We start from the raw sequence: 19,704 nt of genomic DNA on the forward strand, positions 1-19,704 counted from the left end.
GACAACCCGGATGATGGGTCGGCTGCTTCCTCCGATTCAATCCGGTCATTTGCGGCTGGTTTTCCCGAACGGCGAGCGGCTCGATCTGGGCCGCCGAGAGCTCGGTGTTCGCGATCAGGGCAGCGACGTCACGATCACCGTGCATCGCTGGCGCGCCCTGCGGCGCTTGTTGCTGTCCGGCGAGGCCGGCTTCTCCGACGGCTATATCGCGGGCGATTGGTCCACCAATAATCTGGTCGGGGTGCTCGATTTCATCGTTCGAAACGAGACCTCGTTTGCCGCTGTGGCCGGCTCGCGCGTCGCTCGTGTCCTCGGCTGGCTCCGGCACCGCGCCAACGAAAACACCAGGACCGGCAGCCGGAAGAATATCGCGGCTCACTACGACCTCGGCAACGAGTTCTACCGCCATTGGCTCGATCAGGGCATGAACTACTCCTCCGCGATCTATGAATCGGAGCTTTCGCTGGAAGCCGCGCAGCGAAACAAGCTCGATAGGGTCTCCACTCATCTCGATCTCAAGGGAGGCGAGCGGGTTCTCGAGATCGGATGTGGTTGGGGATCGCTCGCCGAACACCTCGTTCGCCGCCACGATGCCACCGTCACCGGCGTCACCCTCTCCAACGCGCAGTTGGCCTATGCCCGCGAGCGCCTGGAGACGGAAATCGAGACCGGCAAGGCCGCCATTCTGTTCCAGGACTATCGCGATATCGTCGGGCGTTTCGACCGGATCGTGTCGATCGAGATGTTTGAGGCCGTCGGTGAACGGTACTGGCCGCTGTATTTTGAAAAGCTCCGGTCGTGCCTCGTCGACGGCGGGGTCGCCGTGCTGCAGATCATCACGATCGCGCCGTCACGCTTCAATTCCTATCGCGCGTGCCCGGATTTCATTCAACGCCACATCTTCCCCGGAGGCATGCTGCCGACCGCTGAAATCGTCGAGGATTACGCCGCCAAGGCCATGCTCACGGTGACGGGCCGGGAGTCCTTCGGTCTGAGCTACGCCCGCACGCTTCAGGACTGGCGCGATCGCTTCCTGGCATCGTGGCCGGACATCGAGGCGCTCGGCTTCGACATGACGTTTCGCCGGATGTGGGAATACTATCTGGCCTATTGCGAAACCGGATTTCGCCATGACGCCATCGACGTCAGCATCTTCAAGCTGACGCGGTGATTGATCCGACCGTCTGTCCGTAGGGCGATCGCTTGTGGCGTTGGAGGCTGCCGGATGGGATCGGCCCGCACGTGGCTGGGGAGCTGCCCGGGAAATATTCGCTAGCGGCTGATTTCTATCTGCACACTTCGACCAATCCGCCGGTGCCGTTGCCGGCATATGCCGAGCCCACGTTCCCCGTTCCGGAAGCCGCGGTGGCTCTTTCAAGCCTGCATCCTCGCGCCACCGGCCGGCATCCCGCCTGACCGCAAATGATCTGACCGGACGCCTGGGGAGTTGATGGCGCGGTTTCGACCTTCTTGCGCTCCACGTCCCGCTTGCTCGCGTCCTCGCGCGCGACCGGTTTCCTGTCCTGTACTTTCTCGCATTCATTGTCGTCGTTGACGCGGTATCCCGCGCGACAGGCGATCTTCACGCAAGCATTGCCGTCGGCCCGGAAACCATGATCGCAGACCAACGGGCAAACGCGACCCGTTTTCGCCTTGATGGCGTCGAGCGCATCGAAGCTTGCGAGCTTCGGGTCGAGCTTCGTTCCGGCATATTTGTTGAACAAGGTCAGCGAACGCTGCGACACCGCGTTCCAGTCGCCCTCGCCCGAGGCTGTCAGACATCCGACACGCCGCAACTCCGACTGCACCAGCTTTGCGGTCTCTTGCGGAGAGAGGGACGGCTGCGAGTTGGCCGGCGCGAGGACTGCCACCTTCTCGCCGCTCCCGGTCTTGTCCTTCGTCTCGGACGCCTGCTTCTGCGCAGCCGCCAACTCCGCGGCCGCCTTTTCACCTGCAACCCTGTCGGCGAGCGCCTTCTCGGCGGCCTGCTTGTCGGCAATCACCCTGGCCGCGGCCGCTTCGGCCTCCTTGCGCCGTTGCTCGGCGGCGGCTGCCTTTGCTTCCTCCGCCTGCTTTGCTTTCTCCGCGGCAAGACGGGCGTCCTCGGCAACCTTGGCGGCGGCAGCAGCCTTGTCCTGTTCCGCCGTCCTGGCGCGCTCGACCGCAAGGCGTGCTTTTTCGTCCTCAGCCTGCCTTGCTCTCTCGGCGGCAGCGGACCGTGTTTCCTCCGCGGCGATCCGGTTCAACTGTCCCTTGGCGAGGCTTGCATAGAACCCATCGGAATATTTGGAGAGGAAGGCCGTCCAGACTTCCCGCGTGCCAATCTGCAACGCCAGCTCGTAGTCGCGGCGGACCGCCTCATCCGGGTTCGCCTGCGGCCCGACGGCAACCGGCTTTGCCGGAACGAGCGCAACGTCCTCGCCGCCGAGAGAGCCATAGACATAGGGCTCCTGCCGGTAGCTCGTGTTCTTCAACACGTCGTCGCGCACAAAACCGAACGCCTTGCGCAAGTCCAGACCGGGTGTCGGCAATCGCTCGACCAACGCGGCTGCGAACGGGCTGTTTCTGGAATCGCCGTCCGAAGCCGTCGAGCCCGCTTTCGCGGCAAAGGCGATCATCGTGTTGGGGCTGGTCGGCTCGACCTTGGCAAGACCACGGCCGATCGCGCGCGCCGCAACCGTCCGCTTCATCGTCTTCGCAAAGGGATTGTCACGGCAAGCGTCCAGAATGACCAGGCGAAGCTGCTTTGCGGGCTCGACCGCGAACAGCGCCCGGTCCAGCGCCACGGTCTCGTCGAGAACATCGCTGTCGGTCTCCAGCGCCGCATCGGTCGGGATCAGGTAATTTGACCCGTCCAATTCGATGCCGTGACCGGCGTAGTAAATGACGGCGACCTCGGCGTCGCGTGCCCGTGCACCAAACTCCCGCAAGGCTTTGCGCATCTCGGCGGCGTTGAGATCGGTCCTGACGTCGATCAGGTCAAATCCGGCTTTCTTGAACATGCCACCGACCAGCGCGGCATCGTTCACCGGGTTCCCAAGCCGCGGCACACTCTTGTAGGCGGAATTGCCGATCACCAGCGCGACGCGTCGCTCGGCCTGCGCCGAGCCGCAGGTCAGCCAAATGGAAACGAGCAGTGCGAACCAGCGAAACGCGCCCATCGTAGCCCCGAATAACATGTGCGCAGCGTAGGCAGAGCCTGCCGAAAGGCAAGAGATCACTCTGTGAGGTCGGTCACTCCCCTTCTTACACCGGCGTATAAATCACCAGCTTCAGCGCAGGATCGTCGTTGGCTTGAAAGCTCGTGTGCTCGAAATGCAGCACGCCCAGGGTCGGATGGGACATGGTCTTGCGGCCCGACATGGTGCCGCGGATCTCGTGCGCCTCCCACCATTTGACGAACTCCGGACTGCCTTCGCGCAGCCGCGCCAGCAATTCCGCGAAGGCGGGATCGCCGGCCCAGACGTCGTGGGTTGCGCGAAACATCGCCACCATGCCCTTGGCCATGTCCGTCCAGCCTGCCCCATACAACTTTCGCCGCTGCTTGTCGGTCATGACGAGGAGCAGCGTGTTGCGATCCCGCTCCGGCAATTGTCCGAATGCAAATACCTCTTCGGCCGCGTCGTTCCAGGCCAGCACGTCCCAGCGCCGCCCGGTGACATAGGCCGGATGATTCAGGCTCTCGATCATCCGCCGGATGGAGGGAGGCACGATCTCGCGCGCGAACGCGCCTCTCGCGCCGTCGCGGGCGAGTGCCTTGAGATGCGCATGCTCTGTCTTGCTGAGCCGTAGCGCACGCGCCAGCGCGTCCACCGTCGTGACCGACGGGCTGACGGTGCGGCCCTGTTCGAGGCGGATGTACCAATCGACACCGATGCCGGCGAGCTGCGCGACCTCCTCGCGGCGGAGCCCTGCGGTGCGGCGCCGGCTGCCCGCGGGCAGCCCTACCGTCTTCGGCGTCAGCTTCTCGCGGCGGGAGCGCAGGAAGTCGCCGAATTCGACGCGGCGTGGGTCGGCCATGATGTCGCTCCCGCATGGAGGGTCTTTGTAATACTAGGATAATACCAGGCCTTCCTGGCTCTTCCAAGGCGGCGCATATGGGCTTCACCGCTCAAGAGGTGAACATCATGAAAGCCGCAATACTCAAATCCTTTGGATCGCCGCTCGCGATCGAGAATGCCCCGGACCCCGTGCTCGGCACCGGCGAGGTCATCGTCGATGTCGTCGCCACGCGCGTCCTCTCCTACATGAACGAGGTTTTCAGCGGGGAACGCAATTACGCGCTCGACCTGCCGATCATCCCGGGCCCCGGCGCCATCGGCCGCGTCCGCGCGATCGGCCCGGACGCAACCAAACTGGCGGTCGGCGACTGGGTGTTCTGCGACCCGACGGTGCGCTCCCGCGACGATGCGGTTGCGCCTGACATCGCGCTGCAAGGGCTGACGGCCGCCGGTCCCGGCGGCATGCGCCTGCAACAGCATTTTCGCCACGGCTCATGGGCCGGGCAGATGCGGGTCCCGACGGAGAACGTCAAACCTCTCGGCGCGATCACGTCCGAGGAGGCCACGCAGTGGTGCGCATTGGGCACGCTGCTCGTGCCCTATGGCGGCTTCCTTGCCGCCAACCTGCAACCGGGCGAGACCGTGCTGGTGAGCGGTGCCACCGGAAATTTCGGCAGTGCTGCGGTGTCGGTCGCGCTCGCCATGGGCGCGGCCTGCGTGGTCGCCCCGGGCCGCAACGCGACGATTTTGGCCGATCTCGTCCGCCGCTTCGGCAGCCGCGTGAAGCCGGTCAAGCTCTCCGGCAACGAGACAAACGACTGCGAGGCCATGAAGCGTGCCGCACCCGGCCCGATTGATTGCGTGTTCGACATCATGCCGCCCTCGGTGAGCCCGAACGTGGTCCGCGCGGCGGTCATGACCGTGCGCGCCTACGGCCGCGTCGTGCTGATGGGCGGCGTCGGCATGGCCGGCGGCGCCGGGCTCGAGCTGCCCTATCCCTGGATCATGCGCAATTGCATCAGCATTCACGGCGTCTGGATGTATCCGCCGGATGCGGCGAGTCGCCTGATCGCGCTGGTGCGCGCGGGGTTGTTGCGGCTCGACGAATACGAGACGACGGAATTCGACCTCGACCACGCCAACGAGGCGGTGGATCACGCCGCGGCCCATGGCGGACCGTTCAGACTGACGGTGATCAGGCCGTAAAATGGCCCGCCGCTGCGGCGATGCGCCGTCGCAGCGGTTTTTCATGACATCTCAATGGGCTGAAAGGCATCACCCCGCTCGTGGCCGCCGGTGTCCGGCTACTGTGCATGGGGTTGTTTTCGCAGTTTTTTATTCGAGCTCGACGACCTGGCCGTTCGACAGCGACACGCGCCGGTCCATGCGGCCGGCGAGCTCCATGTTGTGGGTCGCGATCAGCATGGAAACCTTGGTCGCCTTCACCAGCTGCATCAGCGCCTGGAACACATGGTCCGCCGTGTGCGGATCGAGGTTGCCGGTCGGCTCGTCCGCGAACAGGACGCGAGGCGCATTGGCCACCGCCCGCGCGATCGCGACGCGCTGCTGCTCGCCACCCGACAGTTCGGCCGGGCGGTGGGTGATGCGGTCGCCGAGGCCGAGATAGCCCAGAATCTCTTTCGCGCGCTTGACGCTCTCGGACTTCTTCAGGCCGCGGATCATCTGCGGCATCATGACGTTCTCCAGCGCCGAGAACTCCGGCAGCAGCCGGTGCGACTGGTAGACGAAGCCGATATCGGTGCGGCGAAGCTGGGTGCGCTCGATGTCGGGCAGCTGCGAGGTCGGCGCGCCGTTGACATAGACCTCGCCGGAATCGGGGGCTTCGAGCAGGCCTGCGATATGCAGCAGCGTCGACTTGCCCGAGCCCGACGGCGCGACCAGCGCGACCGACTGACCCGCCCATAGCGCGAGCTTGGCGTTGTCCAAAATCGTCAGCGCCGCCTCGCCCTGCAAATACTGCCGTTTTATCTCGTGGAGATAGATGACCGGTACATCTTCCGCCCCCTGCTGCTGCTCCATCAGCCCCTCACTCGTACCGCAGCGCTTCGACCGGATCGAGGCGCGCGGCGCGCCAGGACGGGTAGAGCGTCGCCAGGAACGACAGCGTCAGCGCCATGATGACGACGGCCGTGGTCTCGCCGATGTCGATCTCGGCCGGCAGCTTCGACAGGAAATAGAGTTCCGGCGAGAACAGCTCGGTCGAGGTCAGCCAGGACAGGAATTGCCGGATCGACTCGATGTTGAGGCAGATCACGAGACCGACGAAGAAGCCGACCAGCGTGCCGACCACGCCGATCGAGGCGCCCGTGATCAGGAAGATGCGCATGATCGAGCCCTGCGAGGCCCCCATCGTGCGCAGAATGGCGATGTCGCTGCCCTTGTCCTTCACCAGCATGATCAGGCCGGACACGATGTTGAGCGCTGCGACCAGCACGATCATGGTCAGGATCAGGAACATCACGTTGCGCTCGACCTGGAGCGCGTTGAAGAAGGTCGAGTTGCGCTGCCGCCAGTCGACCAGGAACACCGGCCGGCCCGCGGCCTCGGTCACCGCCTGGCGGAAGGCGACGATCTGGTCCGGATTGGTGGTGAACACCTCGATCGAGGTGACGTCGTTGCTGCGGTTGAAATAGGCCTGCGCCTCCGCGAGCGGCATGAACACGAAGCCGAGATCGTATTCGGACATGCCGATCTCGAACACGGCGGCGATCTTGTACGGCTTGATGCGCGGCGTGGTGCCCATCGGCGTGACCGCGCCCTTCGGCGCCACCAGCGTGATGCTGTCGCCGGCGTGCAGCGAGAGCTGGTCGGCGAGGCGCCGGCCGATCGCCACGCCCTGCCCGTCGTCAAAGCCCTCGAGCGAGCCCTGCTTGATGTTCTTGGCGATCGAGGTGAGGTTGTTGAGATCGTCGGAGCGGATGCCGCGCACCAGCACGCCCGAGGCGTTCCACGGCGAGGACGCCAGCGCCTGGCCGTCGACCACGGGCGCGGCAAGCCGGATGCCCTTCACCTGGCTGAGGCGGTCGGCAACGTCCTTCCAGTCGGTCAACGGCGATTCCAGCGGCTGCACCAGGATGTGGCCGTTGAGGCCGAGGATCTTGTCGAGCAGCTCCTTGCGGAAGCCGTTCATGACCGCCATCACGATGATCAGCGTTGCAACGCCCAGCATGATGCCGAGGAAGGAGAACCCGGCGATGACCGAGATGAATCCCTCCTTGCGGCGCGCCCGCAGATAGCGCGCCGACAGCATCCACTCGAATGGCGCGAAAGGCGCGGTTGGCTTGGTCTCAGTCATGGTTTCATCCATCGCTCGATAATCCCATGATTCGGGGTCAAATGTGGCCGGATTACCGGCCCACTATCGCGCGATGAACACTATTCAACCGACCAGCCGGGCGACCGCGTCCGCAGGCGACATCGTCTCGCGGGAGCCGTCACTGCGCTTCTTGATCTCGACCTTGCCCTCGGCGAGCCCCTTCGGGCCGATCATGATCTGCCAGGGGATGCCGATCAGGTCGGCGGCGGCGAATTTGGCCCCGGCGCGCTGGTCGGTGTCGTCATAGAGCACGTCGACGCCCTTGGCGGTCAGCTCCGCGTAGAGCTTCTCGCAGGCCGCATCGACCGCGGCATCGCCCTGCTTGAGATTGAGGATCGACACGCGGAACGGCGCCACCGCCTCCGGCCATTTGATGCCGGCATCGTCATGGCAGGCCTCGATGATGGCACCGAGCAGGCGCGAGACGCCGACCCCGTAGGACCCGCCATGGATCGGCACGTCCACACCATCGGGACCAGCCACCAGGGCCTTCATCGCGTCGGAATATTTGGTGCCGAAATAGAAGATCTGGCCGACCTCGATGCCGCGGGTGTTGACCCGCTTGTCTTCGGGCACTTCCTGCTCGAACCGCGCGCCGTCGTGGACGTCCTCCGTCGCGGCATAGACCGAGGTCCACTGCTTGATGATCGGCGTCAGGTCGCTCTCGTAGTCGACGTCCTCGCCCGGCACCGGCAGGTCCAGCACGTCGCGATTGATGAACACGCCGGATTCGCCGGTTTCGGCGAGCACGATGAATTCGTGGCTGAGATCGCCGCCGATCGGGCCGGTCTCGGCGCGCATCGGGATCGCCTTCAGCCCCATTCGCGCGAAGGTCCGCAGATACGCCACGAACATCTTGTTGTAGGAGATGCGCGCTGCCGCCTCGTTGAGGTCGAAGGAATAGGCGTCCTTCATCAGGAATTCGCGGCCGCGCATCACGCCGAAACGCGGACGCTGCTCGTCGCGGAATTTCCATTGAATATGATAGAGATTGAGCGGCAGGCTCTTGTACGACTTGACGTAGGCGCGAAAGATCTCGGTGATCATTTCCTCGTTGGTCGGTCCGTACAGCAGCTCGCGCTTGTGGCGGTCGGCGATGCGCAGCATCTCCGGGCCGTAGGCGTCGTAGCGGCCGCTCTCGCGCCAGAGGTCGGCGAGCTGGAGCGTCGGCATCAGCAGTTCCAACGCACCGGCGCGGTCCTGCTCCTCGCGGACGATCTGCTCGATCTTCTTCAGCACACGGAAGCCGAGCGGCAGCCAGGCATAGATACCGGCCGCCTCCTGCCGGATCATGCCGGCCCGCAGCATCAGCCGATGCGAGACGATCTCCGCCTCTTTCGGATTTTCCTTCAGGATGGGCAGAAAGAACCGCGACAACCGCATGGCAATACTCTGGGAATCAGTGCTGGCCTGCAGTGAAACCGGATTGAGAGCGAAAACACAAGACCGGGAATGAGGAAAAGCCGCTAAGGCGTCGGAATTCCTGTCATTTTTCCGTTGCCTTCAGGTTCAACTTGAGCAGCAAGTGGCACGCTTCAAGGCGCCACGACGTCGAGATCGTCCTCCAGCGTCACCTTCTCGAAATCGGTCACCAGCGCATCGATCCGCACATGCCAGCGGCCGGCGAAGGGCAGCTCGACCTTGCGCACATGCCAGTAGCCGTCAGGGCCAAGCGCGGCGTCCCGCTCGATCGGCTCGATGCCGCGTTCAGGCAGACTCAGGGTCAGCGTCACCTCCTTGGCCACCAGCGGCGCGGCATCGCCGGTCATGAGCTGAAGCACGAAGTCGTCGAGGCCAACTTTGCCCGGCGAGACCAGCACCTGGAACATCGCCTTGTCGGTGTGGATGTGGATCGCCAACGGCGTGTCGGGAACGATGGTCCGCGGCGGCGGCGTGAAGCGCCAGCCGGCCACGACGGCAAGAATGGCGAGTGCAATCACGCTTTCCAGCACGATCGAACGTCGGAGCGCGGGAGCTCCCGTAGCGTCCCGGGCCAGGGCTGGTGTCAGCCGGAACCGGTTGAGCGCGGCAAGCGCCAGCAACCCTATGACCAGTGAAAGCTTGGTCGCGAGGATGGCCCCGTAGCGGGTCTCGACCAGCGCGACCGGCTTTTCGAGCTGGACGATCGCGAGGCCAAGCCCGGTCAAGGCCAGCACGCCAACCGCGAGCGCAGCGATGCGGGAAAAGCGATTCACAATGGGAAGCGTCGCGACCGTCGGCTTCGACATCAGCGCGGCCAGCGGCGCGAGCGCACCGATCCAGATGGTGACGCCGAGACCGTGGAGGAAGATCGCAGGGCGCGTCAACGCCTCGGGCGGTGCCGTGGCGGCGTGCCCGGTCATGGCGAGCGACAGGCCGACGCCGATTAAGGCGATGATCGCAAGAGCGCGCGCGTACCACGCGCTGCGCAGCGCCAGCAGCGCGATCAGCATCGCGGCGATGGCAACGAGCAAGGCGGGTCCGGCACTGGTCGCAAATGCCACTTTCCAGGGAGCCGCTGTTGCGAGAGCCGCCAGTGGCAGGCCGAGGAGATCGAGGCCCAACACACCGAGGGACGACACCGCGCTCGGAAGACCGACCGCGAGCGCCACGCGCGGTACCGTCATTCCGGTCATCGACCACGCAATCCAGCGCGCAAAGAACACGCCGCCGACGCCGACGAACAGCCCGACATAGAGACCAACCCGTGCCAGCCAGATCAGCGCGTTCAATCCGCCGTCGGCACTTGCAGGAGGCTGCGTTCCCGTCGGCATGCCGATCGAAAAAATCACCGAACCCGCGACGGGATGACCGTCCTGCGAGATCACGCGATAACTCACCACCGCCGTACCCCGCGGCAGGTCCGGCGGCATCGCGATCGAGATCGTCTCGCCCGATGCGTTGACGCGCGCATCGTCCCGCGCCCTGCCCGCGCCGTCGATCAGCCGGATCGCGCCCGGCGTCACCGCCTCGTTGAACCGCAGCTCCACCGCCTTCGGCGCGACCGCGAGCATGCTGCCGCTGACTGGCTCGACCGCGACGAGCGCCGCATGCGCCAGCGCGCCGGTCGCGAAGCCGACAGCAAGAAGCAGCGTCGCGAGCGCGGCGAGCAGGCGCATCAGGGCTTTGGCAGCAGCTTCAGGCCAGGCGCCGGCGAGTTGCCCTCGTGCGAATGCTTCGCCCCTTCCGCCGGAATCTCGATCCAGCGGCTGACGCCGCTCTCGCATTCCTGGACGACCGGAAAATACAGCGTCGTGTTGGGCTTCAGGCCGCCCGTAAGGAAGCTGCTGATCACGAACTCATCGTAATTGTGATCCGGCAGCTTGCCGCCGGACCAGGCGACTTCCTTGACGCCGGATGTGAGTTTGTTGCCGTGATAATCGTATTCGCCGGCATATTTGCCCTCGACGACATCGACGCTCCAGCCCGCCTTCGGCATCGGCTTCACCGCGATCACGCCTTCCGGAATCTGCACCCGGATCTTCACCGTGGGCGAGCCCTTGCAGCCGTGCGGCACGGCGAAGACGGCCTTGTAGTAGGAGCCGACCGCCGCCTGCTTGGTCTCGAGCGTGATATGCGCCGCCGCGGGCGACGCGGCGAGCGCGGCGATCAGGCCAGCAAGGATTCGATCCGAGGTCATGGGAAACTTGATCTGCTTCATCACATCTTCATTCCCGAATGATCAGGCATTTTCTTCATCATGTGCCCGCCATCGCCGCCGGGCGCCTGCGCGCCGACGCCCTGAACGTCGAGGGACACCGCGACCTTGCCGGCCTTCTCGAACTGAAGCGTCACCGGCACCTTGTCGCCCTGCTTGAACGCGCCTTTCAGCTCCTGAAGCATCAGATGATTGCCGCCTGGAGCAAGCTTCACCGTCTTGCCGGCGTCGATGACGAGGCCCTTGTCGAGCGGGCGCATCTTCATCACGCCGTTATCGATCGCCATCTCGTGGACCTCGGCCTTCCCCGCGATATCGGCAGACACGCTGACCAGCCTGTCGGCCGCAGCTCCCTTGTTCTCGATGGTGAGATAGCCGCCCGCGACTTTGGCACCACCAGGCGTCGCACGGCTCCAGGCTTGCGAGATGACGAGATCGCCGGCCTTGACGTCATCGGCCGCGGCCGGTGCCGCGCAGAACGCGAGAGCGATCGCCGCGAGCATCACATCTTTCAACATCGTCTTCATATTGGTCTTCCCGTTTGCAGATAGAACTTCAGTGCGTGCCGAGCTGTTGGCCCGACCATTTTTCGAGATCGGCCATCTCAGCCGAGCCTTCGATCGTCGTGACGGTCCCGTCCCGGGAGATCAGCATGGTCCGGGGAATGTCGCCCTGCCAGGCAGGATCGATCTCGAACCTCAATCGCTCGACAAAGCCGTCGCTGAAGATGAAGTTCTCGGTCGATGATAGTCCCGCCTTGTCGAGCATCGATTGCGTTGCCGCCGGCAGGTTCGGCACGAGATCGGCACTGATCGTGACCACGTCGATCCCGGGATGATCCTTTGCAAATTGCCCGAGCTCAGGCAGCTCGACCTTGCAGGGCCCGCAAGTCACGCCCCAGAAATGCACCAGCGTCGGACGGCCGGCGTGGCCCTTCAGGACGCTTTGCCAGGTGCCGCGCTCGAACGGTTTCAGGGCCGGCGCCGCGCCGGGCGCAGAGACCGATGCGATCAGGATACCCAGACCCAGGATACCGGCAAATCGACGTTTCATGGCTGGTCCTCGATTGCTGTGAGCCGATAGCCATCCGCCTTCGTCATCCATGACAGATAAGTCTGCCGGCTATTGGAAACGAGCAAGGGATGATCGGACGTGTCGGTCGTACTCGCGATCGTCTTCGGTGGCGACCACGTCTCGCCATCGTCTCGGGAGATCGTCAGCTGGACCGAGGTCTTCTCGCCATCGAACTCCTTCCAGACCATCACCGTTCCCGCAGGACTTGCCAGCACGTAGGGGCGCGTCGGACTGCGGCCCGGCTGCCCCAACGCCATCGGTGCAGAAAAGGTGCGGCCCTCGTCGCGCGAATGCGCGTAGAACAATCCCTTGCGCGCCTTGCCGTTCGTGTACCAGACGACGTGGTAGGTCCCGTTCGGCGCAACCGTGAGGCTCGGCCCGTGATGTGGGCAGGCATTGATCTGCCAGTCGTCATTGCTGACCCGGCGGACTTCACCTGGAGTCGTGAGGTCGGTGAAGGTCATCACCGCATGATCGCGCACGCCGCCGTCAAACATGTTCCTGAAGATCACCGCCGGCCGGCCCGGCGCCGCGAATGTCAGCCCCAACCGGCAACATTCGCAGGTGCCTTCGCGCGCCAGCCGGGCCTCCGCGTAGGTGGTGCCCCCGTCGCTGGACGCGGCAAAGAACAGCCCCGCTCCCTCGTACTTCTGTCCCGCTTCCTTCGCGAGAACGCGATTGCGCTTGTCCAGCCAGGCTGCGAAGACCGTTCCATCCTGATCGAGCGCCAGCGCCTCGAAGCGCTGGCTCTCGTTGCTGGCGGTGATCGGCTTCAGCTCAGCAAAGCTCTTCCCGCCGTCGGCCGAGCGCGTGTAGAGCACCTGACCGTTAAAGGCCTCGTCCCTGAAGATCGAGAATGCAAGCGCGATGCCGCCCTTGCGATCGACCACGATCTTCGGCCGGGCATCCGGCCCCCAATCGAGGTTCAGCCGTTTCGTCGTGACCTGGACTGGAGCGGAGAAACTCCGCCCCCAATCCTGCGAACTCGCAACCGAGACCTGCCCGCCCGCCATCCAAGCGAGCCACAGCGTTCCGTCCGGTCCGAATGCCGGCGTCACCTTGGTCGCACAGCGCAACGTCGGCTCTTCGCAGGCCGCCTCAGATGCATGCTGACCGTGCATCTGCGCGAGCGCCGCGCCCGGCAGAAACGCGAGAGCAGCTAGCCCGAGCAAGCCGCTTCGGATCATGGCCCTATTCCCTTCGAGAGCCCGGATCATCTGAACGCCACCTTCATACCCGCAACGAACAGGCGCGGCGAGCCCGCGTAGATCGATCCCGTCGTGTTTGCGAGCGTACTCGCAGGATCTTGAACGCCGGCGGCCGAGACCGTGTTGGTGATATTGTTTGCTGAGGCAACATAGGTGCGGTCGAACACGTTTCTCACTTCGAGGAACAGGTTCAGGGTTCTGAACGTGTCGGATACCAGATCGGTCTTGTAGTGAACGTTGACGTTGACCAATTCGTAACCAGGTGCCTTCAGCAAATTTGCATTGTCCATGTAGAAGGAGTCCTTCCACTGGAGCTCGATGAAGCCCCCGAGGCCTGTCAGCGGCCCGGCGAATTCATCGTAGCCGATCCTCGCCGTCAGCTCGTTAGGCGAGATACCGGGAATCTTGTTGCCTGCCCGGTTGAAGCTGAACACAGCCCCCTTGGCGATATTCTCGACATACTCGGTGTAGACCTCGTCGAGATAGGTGTACGCCGCCGTGAAGCGCCAGCCCGGCTGGAATTTCCAGTCGGCCGCGAGCTCGACGCCGCGATGCTCCGATCGCGGTGCGTTGAAAGAATAGGTAACGCCGGCGAGCGGCGTCGCCTGAGTGACGATTTCGTTGCGGAAGAACTCGTAGAAGCCGGTCGCGCTGAGCTTGAGCGTGCTGTTCGGCGTCCAGTCAAAACCGAGGTCGTAGCCGAGATTTTTCTGGGTCTGGAGCTGGGTATTGTTGCCCGCAGCCCCGCTCTGAACAACAAACAGGTTCGAAACCTGCGGCGTGCCGTACCCCGTGGCGACCCGGCCGCGGACCAGCCATTCGCTGTTGACCGTATAAAGCAAGGCCAGCTCGGGTGCCGTATTCTGGAATTGCCTATCCGCAGCGGTAACCTTCAGCGGATCCAGGACGCCCGTCGGACCGGAGTAGCTGTAGGCCGTGTTTATGCCCTTCAGGACGGTCTGCTCCCAGCCGATGCCGGCAATGGCGAGCAGCGATGGTGCAAGCCGCAGTCCCTCCCGCGCGCGCACGCCGTAGTTCGACGTTTCACTGTAGAGGTTATTCGTGAGCCTGCCGAGAGTCGCGTTGCCGCCAGGCATCACGGCCCGCGTATCGCTCGAGGCCGTCAGGGTGTTATAGAAAGCACCGAAGAACGTGGTCGCCTCCAAACCGAGAATCTCACCTCGCTTGGTGACGTCGCTCATGAAATTGTACGAGGGAAAGTCTCCGATCGCGCTGGTCGTGCCGGTCGGCTGGCTGATGTTGCGATCGTCGAACACGAACTGGTTGCGCCAGGTCGTGGTGTTGTCGAAATCGTGCTCCCACCGACCACCGACGATGGTGCGGCGGTCGTTGCGGCCGAGCCCCGCCTGCACGGCCGTCTCCTTGTCGGTTCCGGCAGTCGGATTGAAGCCGTTGTTGTTAAGCAGGACCGTGGCGCATCCGGCTGCCGCCGAGACACCCGTCGCGCAGCCCTGCTGGAAGGGATTTTGATAATACTGGTTCAGCGACTGCCGGATCGGCAGCCGCGTGCTGAGGTCGTTGTTGATGATCTTGACCGTGAAGCGATCGTCGGGAGTCGCCTTGAGCGTCCCGAGGAAGTTGACGGTCTGCGTGTTGAACCAGCTGTTGCCGATATAGCCGTCGGCCCGCGTGTCGCTTGCGAACAGGGAGCCCTCGAAATTCCCGACCTTCTTGCCAGCAGCCAGGTAATTGTTGAGGTAGCCGTAGCTGCCGCCGTCGACGCCGTATTCGACGCCATCGATGGTGCCGCCCGGCCGCGTCCGGAAATTGAGCGCGCCGCCGGTCGCGTAGTTCCCGTAAAGCGCCGATGAGGGTCCGCGGACGACGTCGATGGCGCCATAGGCGTGAGGATCGATCAAATCGCTCCGCGACAGGCCGTCCGGCTGCGTCACTGGAAAGCCGTCGTCGAAGATCACGAGATTGCGGATGCCGAAGCCGTTCCTCGCGTTCGATCCGCGAATCGAGATGCCGAAATCGCGCGGGCCATTCCCCTGCTTGATCGAAATGCCCGGACTGTCCCGCAGGACGTCGCTGACCGACAACGCAGGACGGTTGTCGAACTGGCTGCGATCGATGGTCGTCGCGGTCTGGCCGGCCGGCGCCTGATTGAGGCCATCGCGCGCGGCGCTCGTAGTCACCGTCCTGTTCTGGGTCGATGCACTGACGTTCGCGATCGGCGTAACCGGCCTTGCGGCGCGGCCCGCCGAAGCGGATCGCGGTTTCGAGGGCCGGGCGACCGGTTTGGCGCGAGCGGCCTGCGGTGCCTCGACGGTCACCGCGGGAAGCTCGGTATTGCCGCTTTGGGCAAAGGCACCGCTCGACGACGCAAGCAGCGCAGCCTGAACGGCAACGACACTCGCGCCACGGCGGGCATGACAACGTAACATGGGGCATTCCTGACGCCGGGCTTTCTCTCCGGCCATTCGACAGCATCAATCGCCTGCGGACGGACCGCGGCAATCACGAAGGTCGTCAGGAAAAGCGTGGAGGCGCGCGCGCCTGGGCGCTTGGGCTCTTATGGGCCGCGGCGGCAGAGACATCCGCCGCGTGCCACGCCACGCGCACGGCGTGACGGAATGGAATGGCGAATGCAGCATGCGGCGGCGAATCGAGTGATGCACTTGCCTGCGCCAGACAGCAGAGTGCGCACGCAGCACCATGTGCCGTCGGCGTGCCGGTCTGGTCGTTCAGACCACCTTGCTCGCTGGCGCTGTGACAGATGACGGCTGCAGATAGAGGATCGGCCACGGCCTGGCTGGCCGCCAGACAGGCCGCAATCGGCGCCAGCACCTGCATCGCCAAGGCGAGCAGGACCAGGGGTAAGAATCTTTGCAGCCGTGCGCGCATCCACCGAACCGTTCGTTCGTGCGCTAACTAAACACCCGGCCGGGACCTGAGTCGAGGTCAGTTCCGCCGCCGGCCTGGTCCAGCACAAATTTCTCGGAAACTGTGGTCCGGCCGCCCCATGGGAGGCGACCTCCGGCATTTGAGGCAGTGGCGAAACCCTGGACCATCCACAGATTTCTTATATTTGTCATATGCTTAGATGGCAAACAGCCCGATCGTTTCGTCAGCTGCTCTAATTTTGAACAATCGTTGCCGAAAATGATGACAAGTGAGAAAAGTTGATCTAGCATCCCTCTTGCTCAGGCTAGCCGCGAGGTCAAAGTCTGGTGGTCCAAGTCTCGGGAGGAGCCCCTGGCGCGCAAAATGCAGCGTCGCCCCGTCAATCAAGAGCAAATCTTAGAATCGGGGATAATAGGGTCGACACAATTTTCGAGCGGGGCCAGGGCCCCGCTCTTTTTTTGTCTGCGCGGCTGAAGTGCCGATGAATGTTTCTCCCAATCCCATCGAAATCAGCTTCGAACGCGCGGCCGCGCGTTGCGCGGATCTCACCCCGCTCGTCTATCAGCGTCTGTTCGACGAGCATCCGGAAACGCGGGCTATGTTCCGGACGCAAGGCAGCGAGCTCGTGAAGGGATCGATGCTGGCGCTGACGATCGAGGCGATTCTCGATTTTGCGGGTGAGCGTCGCGGACATTTCCGGCTGATCGCCTGCGAGGTCGTCTCGCACGATGGCTATGGCACGCCGCGCGAACTGTTCATCGCGTTCTTCGGCGTGATCAGGGACACGCTGCGCGACCTGCTCGGCGATGAATGGTCGCCGGACATCGCCCATGCCTGGGATACATTGCTCGTCGAGATCGACGCGTTCGCCGGCGTTCCGGCCTGACGCTTTGCGCTGCACCAACACCAGCTGCGGCGATCTCGCGGCTGATTGCAGGCTGATTGCAGATTGAGTGCCAACAACTCTTGTGAGAGACTTTCGGACATCGGTCGCGCAAGCAATGACGCGCCGACGAAAAATATATGGGAGCGAGCGATGTCCGGGACGAAAGATTTCTCCACGACGAGGCGCGATCTTCTTCAGGCGGCAGCGACCGCCGGCGCCGGGGCTGCCCTGTTCGGCAGCATGGGCATAAGCCCCGCATTGGCAGCAGAGGTCGGACGTAGCGAGAAGCCGCTGAAGGCGGCCTTCTCCAATGCAGGCCTCCAGGCGACCTGGTGCGCACAGGGCAAGCAGGCCGCGGAGTTCTGGGGCAAGCTGTTCAACGTCGAAGTGACGTGGTTTGACGGCCAGCTCGATGCCGTGAAACAACGCGCGGCGATCGACAACATGGCCTCGCAGAAATGGGACTTCGTCGCGATCCAGGCCTTCGGCATCGGCACTCTCACCCAGCCCGTGCAGAAGATGATCGACGCCGGCACGCCCGTGATCGACATGGACACGCTGATTGCGCCGCTGGACCAGATCAACGTCCACTCCTTCCTCGCCCCCGACAACGAGTTCATGGGCGCCTCGGTGACGCAGGCGCTGTGCAACGCCATGGGCGGCAAGGGCAAGATCATCATGACGCAAGGCGCGCTCGGCCATACCGGCGCGCAAGGACGGGCGAAGGGCTTCAACAATGTCGTGAAGCAGTTTCCCGGCATCGAGGTGCTCGACACCCAGCCGGCCGACTGGGATGTGTCGAAGACCGCCCGCCTCTGGGAAACCTATCTGACAAAATATCCGCAGATCGACGCGGCGTTCTTCCACAATGACGACATGGCGCTCGCCGCCGCCAATATCATGAAGGCCCGCAACCGCACCAACATCCTGATCGGCGGCGTCGATGCCATGCCACCGGCGATCCAGGCGGTGAGCGAGGGCCGCATGTTCGCGACCGTCCGCAATCCCTCCTGCCGCATCCATGGTGGCGCCATCATCGCCGGCGTCTCCGCCGTGGTCGGCGGCGAGAAGAGCGGCCAGGGTATCCCCAAGAACGTCGTCACCGACGGCCCGGTCGTGACCAAGGCCAATGCCGCCGGGATGCAGTGGATGCAGGATCATTTCCTGATCTGAGCCTCCATGCCCGAGGTGCGTTCTCCCATCCTGGAACTACTGGGCATCACGAAGAGCTTCGGCGGCGTCGAAGCGCTTCGTGGTGTCGATTTCGCGCTTCACGCGGGCGAGATCCACGGTCTCGTCGGCGAGAACGGCGCTGGCAAAAGCACGCTGATGAAGATCATCGCCGGCGTGCACAGCGAATTCTCCGGCCGCTTCCTGATTGACAACCAGGAGACGCATTTCCGCTCGGCCCGCGACGCGCATGCAGCCGGCATCGCCATGGTGCATCAGGAGCTCTCCGTTGCACCCGACCTCACGGTCGCCGAGAACGTCTTTCTGGGCAACCAGCCGACCAACGCCCTCGGCCTCGTGCAATGGCGGCGGATGGCGCGCGAGGCCAGCGAGCAGCTCGCCCGCTTCGGCATCGACGTCGATCCGATGTCGAGGCTCGGCGACCTCTCGATCGGGCTCCAGCAGCTGATCGAGATCGCGCGCGTGCTGTTCTCCGGCGCCCGCATCGTCATCCTGGACGAGCCGACCTCCGCCCTCTCCCCGCCCGAGGTCGAGCGCCTGTTCGCCACACTCCGGCGATTGCGCGAGGAAGGCACCAGCATCGTCTTCATCTCGCATTTCATCGAGGACATTCTTCGCGTCTCCGACACGGTCACCGTGTTCCGCAACGGGCGAAAGGTCGCCGAGAGCGAGGCTGCCGCGACCAGCAAGGGCGCGCTGATCGAAGCCATGATCGGCCGCGGCGGCGAGGCACTCGAGCACAGCTATAGCGACGACCTGATGCTGCCGCAGCCAGCGGACGGCTCGGTGGTCCTGAAGGTGGACCAGCTATCGCTGGCGCGCAGCCTGAAAGACATCTCCTTCGAGGCGCGGGCCGGCGAAGTGCTCGGCATCTACGGCTTCATGGGCTGCGGCCAGCAGGAGCTGTCGCGCATCCTGTTCGGCAAGCTCAAACCCGACAGCGGCACCCTCATCGTCGAGGGCAAACCCAAGACGTTCGGCAGCACGGCGGCGGCGCGGCGCGCGGGCGTGGCACTGGTGCCGGAGAGCCGGCGCGCCATGCTGTTTCACCAGGAGCCGGTCTACAAGAACATCTCGATCAGCATTCTCGACCGCATCTCGGCTTTGCTGCTCAAACCGGCGCAGGAGCGCGAGATCGCCCAGCGTCAGGTCGAGCAGCTGCAGATCAGGCCGCCGGTGGTCGGTCTCGACCTCGGCATGCTCTCCGGCGGCAACCAGCAGAAGGTGGCGCTGGCGAAATGGCTGACCTATCCGCCAAAGCTGCTGGTGCTGTGCGAGCCCACGCGCGGCATGGATGTCGGCGCCAAGAACGACGTCATCAACATCGTCCGCGATCTCCGCGCCAAGGGGCTCGCGATCATCGTGCTGTCGACCGAGCCGGAAACGGTGCTGTCGCTGGCCGACCGCATCCTCGTGCTCAAGCGCGGCGAAGTGGTGCGGGAATTCAGGAACGAACCGGTCAGCAAGGACCGCCTGCTGGAAGCGGCATGACGGAGAAGCAC

At 64.1% G+C, this 19,704-nt stretch carries 17 protein-coding genes; 5 read left to right on the forward strand and 12 right to left on the reverse strand.

Translation table 11 applies throughout. The features are described from left to right. Positions 1 to 10: 10 nt before the first annotated feature. Complete coding sequence (locus AB7532_RS20065; protein WP_441236480.1) at positions 11 to 1,171, forward strand: class I SAM-dependent methyltransferase; 1,161 nt, start codon at positions 11 to 13, stop codon at positions 1,169 to 1,171. Between the two features lie 115 nt (positions 1,172 to 1,286). Here AB7532_RS20065 and AB7532_RS20070 read toward each other — a convergent pair whose 3' ends face one another. Continuing rightward, on the reverse strand, positions 1,287 to 3,161 hold the full coding sequence (locus AB7532_RS20070) for a caspase family protein (RefSeq protein WP_441236481.1): 1,875 nt from the start codon (positions 3,159 to 3,161) through the stop codon (positions 1,287 to 1,289). 85 nt (positions 3,162 to 3,246) lie between these two features. Beyond that, positions 3,247 to 4,020 carry a helix-turn-helix transcriptional regulator gene (locus tag AB7532_RS20075; RefSeq protein WP_441236482.1) on the reverse strand — a complete coding sequence of 258 codons (774 nt, stop codon included), beginning with the start codon at positions 4,018 to 4,020 and terminating at the stop codon, positions 3,247 to 3,249. A 107-nt stretch (positions 4,021 to 4,127) separates the two neighbouring features. Here AB7532_RS20075 and AB7532_RS20080 point away from each other — a divergent pair, with 107 nt between their 5' ends. Next, positions 4,128 to 5,207, forward strand: a complete 1,080-nt coding sequence (locus AB7532_RS20080; protein WP_441236483.1) for a zinc-binding dehydrogenase — start codon at positions 4,128 to 4,130, stop codon at positions 5,205 to 5,207. 129 nt (positions 5,208 to 5,336) lie between these two features. On the opposite strand, the gene AB7532_RS20085 is transcribed toward AB7532_RS20080, so the two are convergent. The 10 genes from AB7532_RS20085 to AB7532_RS20130 form a co-directional block, all read right to left on the reverse strand. Continuing rightward, positions 5,337 to 6,041 (reverse strand): ABC transporter ATP-binding protein, encoded by a 705-nt coding sequence (locus AB7532_RS20085; RefSeq protein WP_254131834.1) that lies wholly within the window; start codon positions 6,039 to 6,041, stop codon positions 5,337 to 5,339. 7 nt (positions 6,042 to 6,048) lie between these two features. Beyond that, positions 6,049 to 7,329, reverse strand: a complete 1,281-nt coding sequence (locus tag AB7532_RS20090) for a lipoprotein-releasing ABC transporter permease subunit (protein WP_441236484.1) — start codon at positions 7,327 to 7,329, stop codon at positions 6,049 to 6,051. 72 nt (positions 7,330 to 7,401) lie between these two features. Continuing rightward, positions 7,402 to 8,721, reverse strand: a complete 1,320-nt coding sequence (gene proS, locus AB7532_RS20095; RefSeq protein WP_441236485.1) for a proline--tRNA ligase — start codon at positions 8,719 to 8,721, stop codon at positions 7,402 to 7,404. A gap of 152 nt (positions 8,722 to 8,873) precedes the next feature. Beyond that, positions 8,874 to 10,436: a copper resistance CopC/CopD family protein gene (locus tag AB7532_RS20100; RefSeq protein WP_441236486.1), complete on the reverse strand. Its 1,563-nt coding sequence runs from the start codon at positions 10,434 to 10,436 to the stop codon at positions 8,874 to 8,876. Then, positions 10,436 to 10,978 carry a YcnI family copper-binding membrane protein gene (locus tag AB7532_RS20105; protein WP_441236487.1) on the reverse strand — a complete coding sequence of 181 codons (543 nt, stop codon included), beginning with the start codon at positions 10,976 to 10,978 and terminating at the stop codon, positions 10,436 to 10,438. The genes AB7532_RS20100 and AB7532_RS20105 overlap by 1 nt, the downstream gene beginning before the upstream one ends. Next, entirely contained in the window at positions 10,978 to 11,502 is a 525-nt protein-coding gene (locus AB7532_RS20110; protein WP_441236488.1) for a copper chaperone PCu(A)C, read from the reverse strand. The genes AB7532_RS20105 and AB7532_RS20110 overlap by 1 nt, the downstream gene beginning before the upstream one ends. A gap of 28 nt (positions 11,503 to 11,530) precedes the next feature. Then, a complete protein-coding gene (locus AB7532_RS20115; protein ID WP_441236489.1) occupies positions 11,531 to 12,028 on the reverse strand; it encodes a TlpA family protein disulfide reductase in 498 nt (165 codons plus the stop codon). After that, positions 12,025 to 13,236, reverse strand: coding sequence for a sialidase family protein (locus AB7532_RS20120; RefSeq protein WP_441236490.1), 1,212 nt, complete (start codon positions 13,234 to 13,236; stop codon positions 12,025 to 12,027). Before AB7532_RS20120 ends, AB7532_RS20115 begins: the two co-directional genes overlap by 4 nt. A gap of 26 nt (positions 13,237 to 13,262) precedes the next feature. Further along, positions 13,263 to 15,665, reverse strand: a complete 2,403-nt coding sequence (locus tag AB7532_RS20125; RefSeq protein ID WP_441236491.1) for a TonB-dependent receptor family protein — start codon at positions 15,663 to 15,665, stop codon at positions 13,263 to 13,265. An 85-nt stretch (positions 15,666 to 15,750) separates the two neighbouring features. Continuing rightward, positions 15,751 to 16,125 carry a DUF2946 domain-containing protein gene (locus AB7532_RS20130; RefSeq protein ID WP_441236492.1) on the reverse strand — a complete coding sequence of 125 codons (375 nt, stop codon included), beginning with the start codon at positions 16,123 to 16,125 and terminating at the stop codon, positions 15,751 to 15,753. 481 nt (positions 16,126 to 16,606) lie between these two features. Between AB7532_RS20130 and AB7532_RS20135 the strand changes: the two genes are divergently transcribed. From AB7532_RS20135 to AB7532_RS20145, 3 genes are all read left to right on the forward strand, one after another. Continuing rightward, positions 16,607 to 17,011: a globin gene (locus AB7532_RS20135; RefSeq protein WP_441236493.1), complete on the forward strand. Its 405-nt coding sequence runs from the start codon at positions 16,607 to 16,609 to the stop codon at positions 17,009 to 17,011. A gap of 150 nt (positions 17,012 to 17,161) precedes the next feature. Beyond that, positions 17,162 to 18,184, forward strand: a complete 1,023-nt coding sequence (locus tag AB7532_RS20140; protein ID WP_441236494.1) for a sugar ABC transporter substrate-binding protein — start codon at positions 17,162 to 17,164, stop codon at positions 18,182 to 18,184. 6 nt (positions 18,185 to 18,190) lie between these two features. Beyond that, positions 18,191 to 19,693 carry a sugar ABC transporter ATP-binding protein gene (locus AB7532_RS20145; RefSeq protein WP_441236495.1) on the forward strand — a complete coding sequence of 501 codons (1,503 nt, stop codon included), beginning with the start codon at positions 18,191 to 18,193 and terminating at the stop codon, positions 19,691 to 19,693. Positions 19,694 to 19,704: the final 11 nt, after the last annotated feature.

Source organism: Bradyrhizobium sp. 930_D9_N1_4 (assembly GCF_052076015.1).
Lineage (GTDB): Bacteria > Pseudomonadota > Alphaproteobacteria > Rhizobiales > Xanthobacteraceae > Bradyrhizobium.